Raw genomic sequence first — 14,913 nt, 5'->3', positions numbered from 1 at the left:
AGGATTTGATTAAAGCCACCACTTCGTGGTGGTGCGCCTTTCACCACCACCTAAATTAACTCGCTTTGGCTCATTAGGTTTAGATGGAGCACTTGGCGCTATTGGGTAGAATTTGAAGAAGAACGCATAGAGTTCAAAGTATTACCAAAGCCTGAAAAGGTAATAGTGTGCGATGAGGGAGTTGAGGCCATAGAGCTGCTGCCTGCTCATCTACACGGAAGCTTTTGGTATTGTGTGTTCAACTTCAAAGCGGGTTTGGTACACTGGTTTAACTCCGAGAATTACCAAATAACAGAGCTTTAACCATAATAAAAAATCACTGAATGTTATTTGGGTCACTTCTTAGTCTAACTCAACTTTACAATACTTCACATGCCCTGGTGAACGAAGATGTTACCCCGCCTAAATCACTATTCCAATATGACCAAAAAAAACAATGCTTATAGTTTTTGGTGATTATTTAATATACCACATTGGAATTGGGTGTTGTTTGGAAATTATATGCCATTTGAGAAAGGTCATAAGCCTGTTAGACGTAGGCCAATATCAGAAGCAGTAAAGCGACTTGAAGCAGGCAGAAAAGGCGCAGGAAAAATCGAAAGTAAAGCGCAGCTAAAACACATACTTGCTAATGCTAATCGTGGTGAAACCGCAGAGAGAAACGTAGCGTTAATTTGGTTCTTGTTCGGCTCACTAACGCGCATTGGTGAAACTTGCCAGTTGCTAGTTAAAGATGTTTTTACTAAATCAGGCGAGCTAAAATCTATTTTTAGAATGAGAGCTGATTACACCAAAACGAATCAAAGCCGTGATTGCGCTCTGGTTTTAAAGCAACAAAGGCAAGCCGTTTTAGCTTGGCGGGATAGACGCATTAGAGATAAAGCTATGCTATCTGTAGATGGTAGTTATGGTGGCTTAAATGGAGATAGCCCTTTATTTTTAGCTAGAAGCGGAAAGCGCTGGGTAACTTTGTCTTTTAACGTCAAAAAGTATCAAACTCAAGACGGGCAAAAAGAAACGCTAGTTTGCTCAAGCATGGAGAACTACGTTAGAAACCTGTTTAAGAGTTGCGGCTTTAAACAAGGCTCAAGCCACTCAGGGCGTAAAAGTACCGCCAGCCTACTATCTGATGCTGGTGTCGATTATGACGTTATACAAATGGCTATAGGCCATGTTAGTGATGATATGACTGATACATACATCATCCCTGATCCACAGCGATTAACTGATGCACTGAATAACTTGTATAAGTCAGTGCCGCCACTAGGAATAAAAGAATAAATGATATTAGAAGGACATTAGCCAGTTGAAAAAGTTTAAGTTTATAAACAATCAATCAAAAAAAGAGTTTCTAGCGTTGCCTGATAAAATTCAAAAGCGCTTTGCAAATGATTTAAACGCAATCTGTCAAAACAAAGAGCCATTTAGCAAGTTTAAGCACTTAAAGGAAAGTGTAGGTATTGGCGCGGTTGAACTAATAGAAAACGGCAGACCAGCATACAGAACGATTTATGTTGCTAAATTTGCTGACACTGTTTTTATTTTGCACTCATTAACCAAAACCACTAACGGAGTAGATAGGCAGGCAATGGACACTGCGAAGAAACGATACAAATTAATGGAAAAAGAAATTAAGTGACACATATCACTACTTGTATATATATCAATGCTGATATATAGTGATTATAAGTTAAACAATAAGGTTATTAAGATGACTCTTGAATACTCAAATATCTTTGATGCAATCACAGAAGATAAAGCAGAAGCCTCTGAACTACAGACGCGCTCAGATCTGATGATTGTTATTCGTGAAATTATCAATGCTAAAAACTGGTCACAGGCCGATGCAGGGGTTAAATTAGGGCTAACTCAACCTCGCGTAAGCGATTTGGTAAATGGCCGAATTGATAAATTCAGCATTGATAAATTAATGACTTGTTTGTTTCGAATTGGTTTTCGCTTTAAACCGTCCTTTGCAGATGACCAGTTAACAATGGCTGTTGAAGCTGTTAAAGCACACTAGTTGAAGAATTTTAAGGGTGAACTACCCACCGACGCCACTCCGTGTCGATCAATGGGCTTCTACAGTCTAGCTTATGAATGCTAGGCTGCTTCTTTTTTCTCAGTTCCAACAGCAAACTTCGATAGCTCGAAGACTTTCGTTTTAATAGCTGATTTCCGCTGAGATGTGGGGGCTACCCTTGCGACGATCCCAGCCGCAATTAAATTTAATTCACCTGTTTTTGCTATGCTTTTAGCCGCTGACAAGTCTCGGTTTTGGTAAACTTCGCAAGCTTTACAAGTGAAAAGCCTGTCGTTCAATGTTAAAACATGATGTTGGCCGCATTCAGAACAAACCCCAGTGGATTTTTCAAACCTGCCAATCTCGTGATAGAGTTTACCTTCAAGCTCAGTTTTGTATTTTGAAAGCTGAGTAATTAAGCCCATCACATTGTCGGCAACCATGCTGCCATTGAACTTTTGCATCCCTTTTACGTTTAAATCTTCGAACACTAAAATGTCATTTTCATTGGTTATCTGGCATGAAATTTTGTGTGCAAAGTCGAGCCTTTGCCGTGAGATTTTGCCGTGTAATTTGTTGATGCGTTGTTTGGTTTTTTGCCAGCGATTTGAACCTTTAGTTCGGCGTGCAAGCTGACGTTGCAATTGATTTAACTTTGTTTTTGACTGCTTTAAAAACTTGGGATTGTCGGCCACGTAGCCGTTCGAGCCAACTACCGTTTGCTTTGAGTTAATGTCAAAACCTGTGATTGTTTTTAAAACGCGAAGCGCTGTTTTGCACTCCACTTCTTGAGTAATGCTGCATTCCCATTTACCGTGGCGAAACTGAACAGTTACCGTTTTGATCTTGCTAGCCAGTTCGCGATGTAAAATGATAGGCACTTTACCAACTTTTGGGATACTGATAGCGCCATTTTCAATGCGGATACAGTTCGAGTTATTGACCGCTCGAAAACTGTCATTGTGAAGCTTTTTCTTTTTGTATGAAATCTTGTGTTTTGGGAAACGTTGTAAGCGCCCCTTAGAAAACGCATTTTTCATTGCCGTTTCTAAATCACGAGCAACTTGCTGAGCTGCTGCCGAGTCAAAAGACTTAATCCACGTAAACTCTTCAAAAGGCTTTATTTCCTTAAGAAGCGAGGCCATATCATTGTAGAACAAGAATGTTTTATCGAACTCATATCGACGCATATTTTCAGACAGTAATAAGTTCCAAATGCCACGCGCTGTCGCGCCAAATTCAACGAGTTTAGCTTCTTGCTCTGGCGTAGGATTTAGCCTGTAGTTGTATCTAAGCGTCTTTTTCATATACTGTATAGACTACTGTATGGAAATGAGTTGTCAATATGGAATATGAAACTAAATCACACTGCACTACCATTCTCATCAAGAACAGGGCTAGTTATTCCGATTCATCCCACCGACGCCGCTTCGATCAATGGGTTTTCTCGGAAGGATTCGATAAATAATGGATGACAAAGAGCCTGTTTGGGCTGCATCTTGTATGGAATGCGGTTTTGATAAGAGTTATACCAAAGAAGCAAATATACCTGAGTCTTGCCCTAAGTGTGGTGAGCATAAAAATTTTGACATAGTGCATTTACCATCACTCTATGAGTAAAGCGGTAACTAGTTGGATAAACAAAATATTGGAATGTGTTGCAAATATCAGAGGCTATTAATAATGTCTATTCAAGAATACAAGTAACAGGGCAATAAGGTGTGTTTCAGAATTTATTGTTCGTCAGAAACAAGTGAGCCACCCCAATTGGGATGGCTCTTAAACTCGCTACCTGTTGTCAATACTCATAGAGCGTAAGAGGACAGGGCTATCACAACAAGAGGCAATGCCTCAGTTGTTGTAATAATACCTAATAAATTTAATAAGGGCAAATAACTTGGATCTTGCAGAAATAAAAAAGGGTCTATCTACGGAAAAGCTTGAAACATATCGTCAAGTATTCTCCTGTAAATCTGACCATGAATTAATAGCTGTTTATATGTCAATGCAGAGTATTATGAGTCATTTTTTCACCGTAGTTCAAATACTTGAAGTTACATTAAGAAATTCAATACATCAGTCTGCGTCAGAGCAGTTTGAAGATCCAGAATGGTTCAAAACAAAGGCAATTAGTGACCAATCAAAAAATCAAGTGACCCAAGCAGAGCAGCAGTGCTTGGATGAGGTGGGAGCTAAATACACGACAAATGATTTAGTGTCGCGGCTACCATTTGGGTTCTGGGTTCATATGTTATCGAGAGACTATAATAATTCAAGAGATAAAGATCATAATTTATGGCAGTTCAAATTTAATCAATGCTTTCCCAACGCCAAAGCAAGTAAGGTTTCCTTGAATACCATTTTTCAAAATTTTGGTACTTTAAATAAATTTAGAAATAGATTGTTCCACCACGAGCCTGCTTGGAAAGGACGTTCTACTAGAAGTAGGGAGCAAGCAATAAATAACATAATCAAAAAATATCAGGAGCATTTAGAAGTAATTAGGTATTTGTCCTCAAGTAAGTATCAGTTAATAACCGCGCTAGGGTTCGAGGATAGATTTTTATCGGAATGTGATATTGCTAACTTAAAAGCATTTGAGGATATATTGTTACCATCCGAAACTCAAAATGATTAGGGCGTGTTGATCTTTGTGGTATGAAAAACAAACAGCATGAAGATAAGGTATAATTGAATTCGCCAGAAAACTTTACACCGAACCTACATGCCAAGATTAATGTTAACAGACGGGACATGGAATGTCTTATCAAAAGTAATGTACTTAAGTGGTCGAATCGTCCATGCAGAGTCACTCGTAGCTAATTGCCCAACAAGTAATATGGTTGTCGCAGATAAAGGCTACGACAGTGAAAAACTGAGAGCGTTTGTTCGTGATAATAACGCTACACCCGTTATTCCACGTAAGGGCAACAGTTTAGTAGGCAATGAAGATATTGACTGGTGCATGTACAAATATCGGCACTTGGTTGAGAATGCATTTGGCCGTATTAAGCAATATAGAGGGATAGCCACGCGGTATGAAAAGCTTGAACGAAATTATCATTCAATGCTCGCTTTAGCATTTACTATGATGTGGCTACCAATGTGGGCTGATTGATATATGTACTACAAAGATCAACAGCCCCTAGCTTTAAAATATTTCAAAGAGTTATTAAATGACACATAGCAAAACAAAAACTAGCTTATATAGGCGAGCTTACGTGACTTGGCTCATTAGCACAGGCGTTAACACTGTGCCAGCAATTATGGAAGCTACAGGAATGCCAAGGCGAACAGCTCAAGACACATTAGCAGCAATTCCCGAGCTTTCTATAGCGCTTGAAAACAAGGGCGGTTCGTACTCGGTTTTAGATTGGGGAATGTTGAACAAAAATTGGCTAAAAAATAACTTTAAGCACGTTAAAGACGTGCTATCATACCCATAAGTTAAGAAATCTTGGAATACAGGCAATGAGCGAAATACAGCTAAAACTTGAAGAAAAATATGCCATTTTGAACGGTGTAAGATTACCAAGACCTGTATTTAACCTATTGATGAAAAATGAGCGACTGTTGGCAATTAATAAATACCGATTAATGACAAGTGTTTCTCTTAGCGAAGCGGTTGAAACTATCACACCGCTCTATGAATCAGTAATAAAATAGCGCCTTTTAACGATAAGCCTTTGAAATTTAAATAAAAACCTCATCCAATAGTTCCCGCTATTAGAAGAAAACACTACCTTCCCCTCAAACCCTTACACAGCAAGGCTTTGCGCGCGATTTAGCTTTTTAAATGAGACACAAAAACGTCTAATTTTTAACATTTGAGACAGTTTTAATCGGGCAAAATGCGAGTGAAAAGTGTCTCAATCTGGCCATTTACGACACGCTAGCACACTAAAAGTCTGAGATAAAAAAGTGTAAAAATTCACTTTTTAATATACCAACGTATCAATTAATGCCCATAAAAAAGGATTCACCGTGTCTCAATATGGCTATTTCATAGAGTCTTAGCAGCTAAAAGTCTGAGATGAAAAAGTGAAAAAATTCACTTTTTTATTATGTGGTCAGGCGCTTTTTTACCTAATTTAAGGGGGTTTTACGCGTTAAAATGACAACCAGTGAGTCGGCTTGGCGCGCTCAAGCCTGCGATTTTATCGTAGCTTCATCCGTAACTGGTGAAATAGTGAATGTAAAAGTGAATACTCAATGCTAGACGCGCTATACAGCGCCTAAATGGGGTGAAGTCGATAGGTATAGCGTGGTGCTTTTGCGCAAAAGCGCCAATGTTACTCATGTAAATAATCAATATGTGTACATGATGTACCACTTATAAAGAGTCAATAGGTACCTAAAAATCGTTCAGGTAAAACTTGGGCATTTACGAATAAATGCCCAAGAACACTACTGATCCCCTTTACTATGCACGAGTCGATAGAGTACAGGCAGCACTACCAGTGTTAGCAAGGTTGACGATATTATCCCGCCGATGACCACCGTGGCCAAAGGCTGTTGCACCTCTGCACCTATGCCCGTATTGAACGCCATGGGCACAAACCCAAGGCTTGCCACTAGTGCTGTCATTAATACCGGACGCAAACGAATAAGTGCCCCTTCAACAATGCTATTCACTAATTCTCCGGTTTCTAGCAAACGTTGCTTGATGAAGGACAGCATTACCAATCCGTTTAATACGGCAATCCCAGACAACGCGATAAATCCTACCGACGCGGATATGGATAAAGGCATATCCCTTAACCAAAGAGACATTACACCGCCTGTTAATGCCAAAGGGATACCTGTGAATATAATCAACGCATCGCGTATAGAACCAAACGCAATTACCAGCATTGTCAAAATCACAAACAACGTAACCGGTACCACAATCGTCAATCGTTGACTCGCACTTTCGAGCTGCTCAAAGGTTCCACCATAGTCGAGCCAATAACCAGCAGGTAAATCTACTTCATCATTAATTCTCGCCTGAGCTTCTTCAACAAAAGTGCCAATATCTCTGTCACGCACATTTGCTGTGACAACAATACTACGTTTGCCATTCTCCCGGCTTATTTGGCTAGGTACTTCTTTAAATGCAAGTGTGGCTAATTCGCTTATTGGTACATGCTCACCAGAGGGCGTGACTATGGGAACGCTCTCAAGCTGAGTGAGTTCATTTCGAATGTCGTCGGCATATCGCACGACAATTTCAAAGCGTCTGTCGCCTTCAAAAATCATTCCAGCGGTTTTTCCACCTGTCGCAGCATTGAGCCATAACTGCAAGTCGGCTATATCCAAACCAAAGCGTGCCAATTGATTAGGCTTTGGTGTGACGGTGAAGATTGGAATGCCTTCTACCTGCTCAAGCCTCGCGTCATCAGCCCCTTCAATCGTTGAAATAACGGACAAAATGTCAGAAGCAGATGCAAAGAGGGTATCTAAGTCATCCCCAAATAGTTTTATGCCCAAATCTGCCCTTACCCCACTGATCAATTCATTAAACCGCATTTGAATAGGTTGGGTAAATTCATAATTATTGCCGGGCAAGGTAAACAAGTCCTCTTCAAACGTTTCGACTAGCTCGGCTTTAGTCATTGATGGATCGGGCCATTGTTCCCTAGGCTTCAAAATAACAAACGTATCAGTAATGTTGGGCGGCATAGGATCGGTAGCGACCTCACCCGTACCCGTGCGACCGAATACCGTCTGAACTTGCTCATACTGCATAAGTTTCGCTTCAAGAGTTTTTTGCATTTCAACTGCTTGTTCTACCCCAGTCCCAGGGATGCGTATCGCTTGTACTAAGATATCACCTTCATTGAGCTGGGGAATAAACTCGGAGCCTAATTTACTGCCCATCCATAAACTGCCGACAACCAAAGCACTCGCTGCTACTACCACTAGCCATCTAAAACGCAGCGCTCCGGTTAAAACAGGACGATAGACTGCCTTTGCACCTTTAATAATTGGGCTTTCTTTTTCGCTAATTTTACCTCTCATGAAAATTGCTATCGCCGCAGGCACTACGGTAAAACAAAATACCATTGCGGCAAGCAAAGCCATTATCACGGTCGCTGCCATGGGGTGGAACATTTTACCTTCGACGCCAGTGAGCGTGAACAAGGGGATATAAACAATGGTAATGATCAATACACCAAACAAACTGGGGCGTATGACTTCATTAGTGGCTTCATATACAACATTCAGCCTTTCTTTGAGCGGTAGAGTAGCGCCGTTTTGTTTCTGGGATTCGGATAATCGTCTGATACAGTTTTCAACAATGATAACTGCGCCATCGACAATCAAGCCAAAATCCAGTGCGCCTAAACTCATCAAGTTAGCAGACACATCTGTTTTGACCATGCCCGATATCGTGGCAAGCATTGCCAAGGGTATTACAGCGGCGGTAATAAGTGCAGCTCGCACATTCCCAAGCAAAACGAATAGCACAACGATGACAAGTAAAGCGCCCTCGACGAGGTTTTTCTGCACTGTGTCGATGGTTTTGTCAACGAGGCTTGTCCTATCGTAAACCGCTTCAAGGATTACGCCCTCGGGTAAGCTTGTTTTAATGGTTTCGAGCTTACTGTCCACAGCTTTGGCGACCGTACGAGAGTTTTCTCCCACTAACATCATTGTCGTGCCAATCACTGTTTCTTGGCCATTTAACGTGCCGGCTCCAGAGCGCAGCTCTTTACCGAGGTTGATTTGGGCGATGTCTTGAATTTTTACCGGTACGCCATCAATGATCTTAACAACCACTTGGCCGATATCGTCGATGCCCTTAAGTTGGGCTTCCGATCTGATCAGTACTTGTTGCCCATTTTGTTCTACAAAACCAGCGCCTTGATTCGCATTGTTGCGTTCTAGCGCACTGAGAAGGTCACCTGTACTTATCCCAAAGTTTATCATTGCGACTGGATTAGGATTCACATGATATTGCTTTTCAAATCCGCCTATCGCATAAACCTCGGTCACCCCCTCAACAAGCGACAATTGGGGCTTAATTACCCAATCATGGATCTCCCTTAATGCCATAGCATCATAGGGTTGACCGTTGTCCTGTCGCGCCTGAGGCTCAGCACTTAACGAGTACATGTAAATTTCACCCAAGCCTGTGGAGATAGGGCCCATTTCAGGGGTTAACCCTGTTGGCAATTGCGCCGCGATGGCGGTGAGACGCTCGTTGACGAGATTTCGTGCGAAATATAAATCAGTGCCCTCTTTAAACACGACTGTGACTTGCGACAAACCATAGCGTGATATCGAGCGGGTATACGATAAATTAGGCAAACCGGCCAGCGAGGTTTCAACTATAAACGTTATGCGTTGTTCAGTCTCCAAAGGCGAGTAACCTGGGGTTGCGGTATTTATCTGCACTTGCACGTTGGTGATATCAGGCACAGCATCAATCGGCAATTGTTTGTAACTGTACATACCAAAAAAGGCGACAAACAAGGCGAACAACATCATGACACCACGTCGCTCAATGGATAGACGGAGTATTGGTGCTATCATGTTCTCACCTCACCGTTTTTATGGACTTGGCTTTGCTTTTGACAATAAATGCGCAGGTAATTAGTCATCATCGCCCGCCTCCATTTTTAATAAATCAGCTTTTAGTAGATAGCTATTTTCTACAACGACTTGCTGGCCTATTTGAACGCCCTTCACAATCTCTACTAAACGGTTGTCCGTGTTCCCAAGCTTTACTTGGCGGGGGTAAAATCGCTCCCCTTCTTTGACAAAAACAATGGTTTGCCCATCTAACTCTTGTATTGAACTTTTGGGGAGAGCCAGATTGACTTCTTGGAACCCAATCTGAATATAACCCTCTACCATAGCGCCTAAAGGCCAATAACCACTGCCATTATCAACGTTCACAAACGCGATAGAATAAGGTTTGTCATCAGGTGAGGACGTAATGTGGCTTATACTTGATTGTTGCTGCAATTCCTCAAGCCTTAAAGTGACTTCCATATCAGCGGCAATACGAGTACGTTGTTTGGGGAAAATAGCCAATTGAGCAATTGCGCGAGAGTAATTAGCAACAGAAAGCAGTACTTGACCGTTGGTGAGCTCACCATCATTGGCGTGTCTAGCTATGATTTTTCCAGACATCGGTGAGGTGATTGAGTATTGATTTAAACTCTCGTTTGACTCAATGATTGCCAGTGTGTCACCTTTTTCTACTTTATCTCCAATATTCACCATGATACGTTTTACAACACCGTCGAAGCGGGCACGAATATGACTCAGTGACGCAGGATCATGAACTATCCGCCCAAAGGTTCTGGTTGTGAGCGATAATGTTCCTGATGCGGCCGATGCAGTCACGATATCGTGTTCAAGCATCCGTTCTTGAGATAACACTACGTACTCGGGTCTTTCTTCGGCTTCCTCATCGTCATCATCAGCCAGGGCGACAGAAGCAAACAGTAAAGTAACTAGCATGACTAACATGCCAAGCAAGTCACGTGCGCTAGTAACTAATGTAAATTGTGATTTATTCATTATTTTTTCTCTATTCATTGTGATGATTGAGCAGACGTCGAGGGAGAGTCAGAAAACACGGGAATTCCCGTAAGTGCCTCTAGATCTGCGCTTCGAAGGTGAACTAAGCCTGCGGCTTTTATCATAGTTCGTTGCATATCTATGAGTTGCTGTTGCGTTGTCACCCACTCTATGTAGTTGTAGCGACCACTTTCATAGCCATCCCGCGCCAATTTCAATGCAGATTCCAATGTTGGGACGACATTGTCTTGAAGGGTCGTAACAGTGAGCAAGGCTTGGTCTTTTGCGCTAATGACTTGATTTAATTGGCGAGTGAGTTCACGAATTTTCGCTTGTTTTTGATAGTCTATACTGTCAAGCAATGCGCGCTGTTGTTCGTATTCACCTAGATTCCGCTGCTTGGTATTTAACGGCACCGAAATACTGGCGACTAACGCTGTGTCATCAATTCCCTGCATTCTTCGGATACCGGCTTCCCACGCAATGTCGAACTGCTGACTGGCCTGAACCACTCTCAATCTGGCCTCTTGTACCCGATAGTTATCAGCATAAAGCAGAACGTGTGGATTGCTTTGAAGCTGTGAAAGCATATGTTCAAGTGATAGTGAATTTGGAAACGATAACAGTGTCCCTTCAACTTCCGCAAACGCAGCGTTAGTGTCACCCCACATGATGGCCAGGTCGCGTTTATACTCATTGAGTTTTTGTTCACTTATCAATAACGACAAACGCGCCTGCGACAACGCTGACTCTGCACGTTTTTTCTCAAGTGGTGAAGAAGCCCCCGCTTCAACCCGTGTAGAGACTGTCTGAAGCATTGTGCGAGCCAGCATTTCAGCTCGTTGCTCAGTCTTGTGCAACGCTTGTTGGACAATGACATTGATATATCGTCGAGTTGTTTCACCCAAGATGTCCAGCGTACGAATGCGCCGTTGTGTAAGCAGTTGTGCTTTTTTTGAACTCACCACATTCATTCGGCCGCTGACTTTATCTCCAAGCTCGATGACCGACGATAAGGTCAGTGTCAATTCGGCATCTTTGATACCAGACACTTCGCCTGTTCCCAACATGCATATTCTCTCCAGCTTTGATCACCCAATTGCATTAACTTTGATCGCTTATTCTCATTAAGCTTTGATCACTAAAATCACTTGTAAATGATCACATTTATGCTCTTAATGATTTTGCCGATCAAAGCTTAATACCACTCGTAACCGAGTTCACGTTTTATCATTTTTGTAGGTGTGTTAAACCGTTATCTGAATCGTTTGATGAGGATAACAACAATGACAACAAGACCTATATCTATGAGTAAATTACATTCCATTTTACGGCTGAAGTACTCAGCACAATTATCCCATCGAGAGATTGCCAGAAGTTTAAATATTTCACCTGGTACTGTGGCTAATTACCTTAAAAAGGCCAATGAGTTAGGCTTAAATCAATGGCCAATACCAGAGGATAAACAGCAAAATACATTTTTCAACACCAAACTCAAGCGCTTCTCAACGCGTAAAAAAAGACACCCAACGCCTGACTGGTTAAATATCAATAAAGACTTAAAACAACATAAACACCTAACATTACAGCTCGTATTTGATGAGTTACTTGAAAAAGTGGGTGAGCCTTATTACAGCTACAGTCACTTCTGCCGAGCTTATAAACAATGGTTAGGTACCCAGCGACTCTCAATGCGTCAGCAGCATAAAGGGGGTGAAAAGCTGTTTGTGGATTATTGTGGCCCCACAATTACCATTACTTGTCCGACGACACAAGAAAAGCGCACTGCTCAGATATTCGTTGCTGTACTAGGTGCATCAAATTATACCTATGCTGAAGCAACGTATAGTCAGCAACTTGAAGATTGGGTAATGAGTCATGCGCGTTGCTTTGAATTTTTAGGCGGCGTTCCTGACGTTGTTATTCCCGATAATCTCAGAAGTGCTGTCAGTAAAACCTGTCGCTACGAGCCTGATTTAAATCCGACGTACCACCAGTTAGCCGAGTACTTTAACGTTGCTGTCATTCCGGCTAGACCTTATAAACCCAAAGATAAATCGAAGGCTGAAGTCGGCGTACAAATTGTTGAGCGTTGGATCATGGCACGCTTACGTAACCAAACCTTCCACAGCTTAGCGCAACTCAATCATGAAATAGCAAAGCTACTGGATATGATGAACAATAAGGTGATGAAGCAATATCAACAATCACGCAAACAGCTATTTGATATGGTGGATAAAAACGCATTAAAGCCATTGCCTGAAAAGCCCTATCAATATACACAAATCAAAACAGTACGTGTGCATATTGATTACCATGTTGAAATAGAAAAACATTACTACAGCGTGCCTTATCTGTGGGTTAAAAAACAATTACGCGCACACATATCCAATCAACTCGTGCAGCTTTATTATGACGGCACTTTAATAGCACAGCATCCTCGCTCAAACCGTTTAGGCGGACATACGACACAGACACATCATATGCCAAAGGCGCATCAAAAACAGCATGAGCAGTCACCGATAAATTTACGCTCATGGGCATTGAGTATCGGTGATTATACTCATCAAGTCGTTGAATTATTGCTTAATAGCAAACGTCATCCAGAGCAAGCTTATCGCACCTGTTTAGGGGTATTAAGTTTAGCTAAAACGTATTCAAAAGAACGCCTCGAGCGAGCATGTTACCGAGCAATTTGCATGAATACGACCACACACAGATCTATTAAGCAAATGCTGCAAAAAGGGTTAGACCAACAACCATTACCCACACTCCAAACAGAGCCAGAAAAGCCAATTACACACAGCAACATACGTGGCACAGATTACTACCATTAAGGAATGTAAACATGATAGAAACAATTAATCAGCAACTTCAATTGCTCAAGTTATCGGGTATAAAGCAAGCACTCAAGCAGCAGCTTGAACAGCCAAACCTATACCAAGAACAAAGCTTTATAGAGCGCGTCAGTTTATTGCTAACGCATGAAATTGATACGCGTGACCAAAGAAAAATAGAGCGATTGGTGCGACAAGCAAAATTCCGCGTACCGGGTCAGTTAAATCAACTCATTTACTCGCCGAAGCGCAATCTAGATAAAGCACAAATACGCAGCCTCAGCCAAAGCACCTGGCTGAGTTTACATCAGAATATATTAATTACAGGCGCCACAGGCTGTGGCAAAACCTACCTCGCGTGTGCCTTGGGTCACGAGCACTGTTTACAAGGAAAAAGTGTCTTCTATATTCGATTAAAAGAATTACTTGAAAGTCTATTTCTAGCACAGGCCGATGGCAGTTATCGAAAATTATTGGGTAAACTCATTAAATACGACTTACTTATTTTAGACGATTGGGGGCTAGAGCCACTCAGTGCTCAGCAACGAAGCGACTTACTTGAATTAGTCGATGCTAGATATGGTTATAAATCACACATCATCATTAGTCAGTTACCACAGGAAAATTGGCACCAAATGATCGGCGAATCAACGCACGCTGATGCTATTTTAGATAGGCTGATTCATGGTGCAATTAAGTTGAATTTAAAAGGAGAATCGATACGAAAACAGTTAAATGAATTGACTGATGATGATCAGTTAAGTTAATTTAAAAATGGCTCTACAAAATGATAAATCAAGCGATCAAAGCTGATGAGAATCGGTGATCAAAGTCATGAGAATACGCACCCAACACATTTTCAACTTCAACCCCAACAGACATTTCAGGTCGTAAGCTGGCCATTTTTGATTCACCATCCAAAGCCGAAGATTTAAATTCGAACACAACTAAATCTGGGTTGTTTGATAATGTGCGTTTGAGCGCATTTTCAAGCGTGATTGAAGACTTTTGCGCATTGGCAGATTGAACAGATATACTCATGGTTACCAGTGCAGCAGATATCAATTTCAGATACGCTGAGCTAGCTTTTTTTATGCCCAATGGGCGTGAAGAACTCATAAAAGAACCTTTTGTTCATAAGATAACGACATTCATGGAAAGCACCCATGCAAACATATAGGAGGGAATGGATTAATGTTGAGGTGGGCGCAAAAGGCCTTCGACTAGGCCGTCAGTGACGTTGCGGGAATAACTGTATTGATTGGTATATAACGGTTTAGATACGTCATTTATTGGGTGCTGTGCCAGAAACTTAATCTGTCCACATTGACACAGCACACAATGGAAACACTTAGACTCTTCACTCGACGTATTATCACCAGCATTTACATTTTTTTCGGGAACATCATAAGTGCCTATCGACTTTGATTGTTCAGGGACTGACGATACCTCCGCAGGGTAGTCATCGCATTGAGCGGCGAACGAAAAGCCCGATTGACACATGAGCAAAGTAATAAGTAGCCATGCCAACCTACGCAG

14 protein-coding genes and 1 pseudogene are annotated in these 14,913 nt (G+C 41.7%); 10 read left to right on the top strand and 5 right to left on the bottom strand.

The annotated features are described in order from the left end of the window. The first annotated feature begins 501 nt into the window (after positions 1 to 501). The 3 genes from AAEZ18_RS17230 to AAEZ18_RS17220 all read left to right on the top strand — a co-directional run bounded on the left by AAEZ18_RS17230 (position 502) and on the right by AAEZ18_RS17220 (position 2,023). Positions 502 to 1,281, top strand: a complete 780-nt coding sequence (locus AAEZ18_RS17230) for a tyrosine-type recombinase/integrase (RefSeq protein WP_182721273.1) — start codon at positions 502 to 504, stop codon at positions 1,279 to 1,281. 25 nt (positions 1,282 to 1,306) lie between these two features. Beyond that, the gene (locus AAEZ18_RS17225; RefSeq protein ID WP_350595476.1) at positions 1,307 to 1,639 is read left to right on the top strand and encodes a type II toxin-antitoxin system RelE/ParE family toxin; all 333 of its coding nucleotides are present in this window, start codon (positions 1,307 to 1,309) and stop codon (positions 1,637 to 1,639) included. Between the two features lie 72 nt (positions 1,640 to 1,711). Beyond that, on the top strand, positions 1,712 to 2,023 hold the full coding sequence (locus tag AAEZ18_RS17220) for a helix-turn-helix domain-containing protein (protein ID WP_350595478.1): 312 nt from the start codon (positions 1,712 to 1,714) through the stop codon (positions 2,021 to 2,023). Positions 2,024 to 2,103: 80 nt separating this feature from the next. Here the strand turns inward: AAEZ18_RS17220 and AAEZ18_RS17215 are convergent, their stop codons facing one another. Continuing rightward, positions 2,104 to 3,330 (bottom strand): RNA-guided endonuclease InsQ/TnpB family protein, encoded by a 1,227-nt coding sequence (locus AAEZ18_RS17215; RefSeq protein ID WP_350628663.1) that lies wholly within the window; start codon positions 3,328 to 3,330, stop codon positions 2,104 to 2,106. 160 nt (positions 3,331 to 3,490) lie between these two features. Between AAEZ18_RS17215 and AAEZ18_RS17210 the strand changes: the two genes are divergently transcribed. From AAEZ18_RS17210 to AAEZ18_RS17190, 5 genes and pseudogenes are all read left to right on the top strand, one after another. Next, the gene (locus tag AAEZ18_RS17210) at positions 3,491 to 3,643 is read left to right on the top strand and encodes a hypothetical protein (RefSeq protein ID WP_350595434.1); all 153 of its coding nucleotides are present in this window, start codon (positions 3,491 to 3,493) and stop codon (positions 3,641 to 3,643) included. A 277-nt stretch (positions 3,644 to 3,920) separates the two neighbouring features. Continuing rightward, positions 3,921 to 4,661: a hypothetical protein gene (locus tag AAEZ18_RS17205; protein WP_350595436.1), complete on the top strand. Its 741-nt coding sequence runs from the start codon at positions 3,921 to 3,923 to the stop codon at positions 4,659 to 4,661. A 156-nt stretch (positions 4,662 to 4,817) separates the two neighbouring features. Beyond that, positions 4,818 to 5,141 (top strand): annotated as a pseudogene (locus tag AAEZ18_RS17200) (transposase); the annotation flags it as partial. Between the two features lie 58 nt (positions 5,142 to 5,199). Continuing rightward, entirely contained in the window at positions 5,200 to 5,469 is a 270-nt protein-coding gene (locus AAEZ18_RS17195; RefSeq protein ID WP_350595438.1) for a helix-turn-helix domain-containing protein, read from the top strand. Between the two features lie 25 nt (positions 5,470 to 5,494). Next, positions 5,495 to 5,689: a hypothetical protein gene (locus tag AAEZ18_RS17190; protein WP_350595440.1), complete on the top strand. Its 195-nt coding sequence runs from the start codon at positions 5,495 to 5,497 to the stop codon at positions 5,687 to 5,689. 741 nt (positions 5,690 to 6,430) lie between these two features. On the opposite strand, the gene AAEZ18_RS17185 is transcribed toward AAEZ18_RS17190, so the two are convergent. Genes AAEZ18_RS17185 through AAEZ18_RS17175 form a run of 3 tightly spaced genes read right to left on the bottom strand, consistent with a single transcriptional unit; the run spans position 6,431 to position 11,607 of the window. After that, the gene (locus tag AAEZ18_RS17185) at positions 6,431 to 9,541 is read right to left on the bottom strand and encodes an efflux RND transporter permease subunit (protein WP_197182801.1); all 3,111 of its coding nucleotides are present in this window, start codon (positions 9,539 to 9,541) and stop codon (positions 6,431 to 6,433) included. Between the two features lie 60 nt (positions 9,542 to 9,601). Beyond that, positions 9,602 to 10,537: an efflux RND transporter periplasmic adaptor subunit gene (locus AAEZ18_RS17180; protein ID WP_036973832.1), complete on the bottom strand. Its 936-nt coding sequence runs from the start codon at positions 10,535 to 10,537 to the stop codon at positions 9,602 to 9,604. A gap of 14 nt (positions 10,538 to 10,551) precedes the next feature. After that, positions 10,552 to 11,607: a TolC family protein gene (locus tag AAEZ18_RS17175; RefSeq protein ID WP_350595442.1), complete on the bottom strand. Its 1,056-nt coding sequence runs from the start codon at positions 11,605 to 11,607 to the stop codon at positions 10,552 to 10,554. A 216-nt stretch (positions 11,608 to 11,823) separates the two neighbouring features. On the opposite strand from AAEZ18_RS17175, the gene istA reads away from it, so the two are divergent. Then, entirely contained in the window at positions 11,824 to 13,374 is a 1,551-nt protein-coding gene (gene istA, locus AAEZ18_RS17170; protein WP_008466912.1) for an IS21 family transposase, read from the top strand. A gap of 11 nt (positions 13,375 to 13,385) precedes the next feature. Next, positions 13,386 to 14,141, top strand: a complete 756-nt coding sequence (gene istB / locus AAEZ18_RS17165) for an IS21-like element helper ATPase IstB (RefSeq protein ID WP_350595467.1) — start codon at positions 13,386 to 13,388, stop codon at positions 14,139 to 14,141. Between the two features lie 28 nt (positions 14,142 to 14,169). Here the strand turns inward: istB and AAEZ18_RS17160 are convergent, their stop codons facing one another. Next, complete coding sequence (locus AAEZ18_RS17160) at positions 14,170 to 14,415, bottom strand: hypothetical protein (RefSeq protein ID WP_352255767.1); 246 nt, start codon at positions 14,413 to 14,415, stop codon at positions 14,170 to 14,172. Positions 14,416 to 14,913: the final 498 nt, after the last annotated feature.

This window comes from Pseudoalteromonas sp. 19-MNA-CIBAN-0066 (assembly GCF_040308705.1).
Classification (GTDB): Bacteria; Pseudomonadota; Gammaproteobacteria; order Enterobacterales; family Alteromonadaceae; genus Pseudoalteromonas; species Pseudoalteromonas nigrifaciens.
Note: the sequence above shows the minus strand (reverse complement) of the source record. Positions and strands in the feature narration are given on the sequence as shown.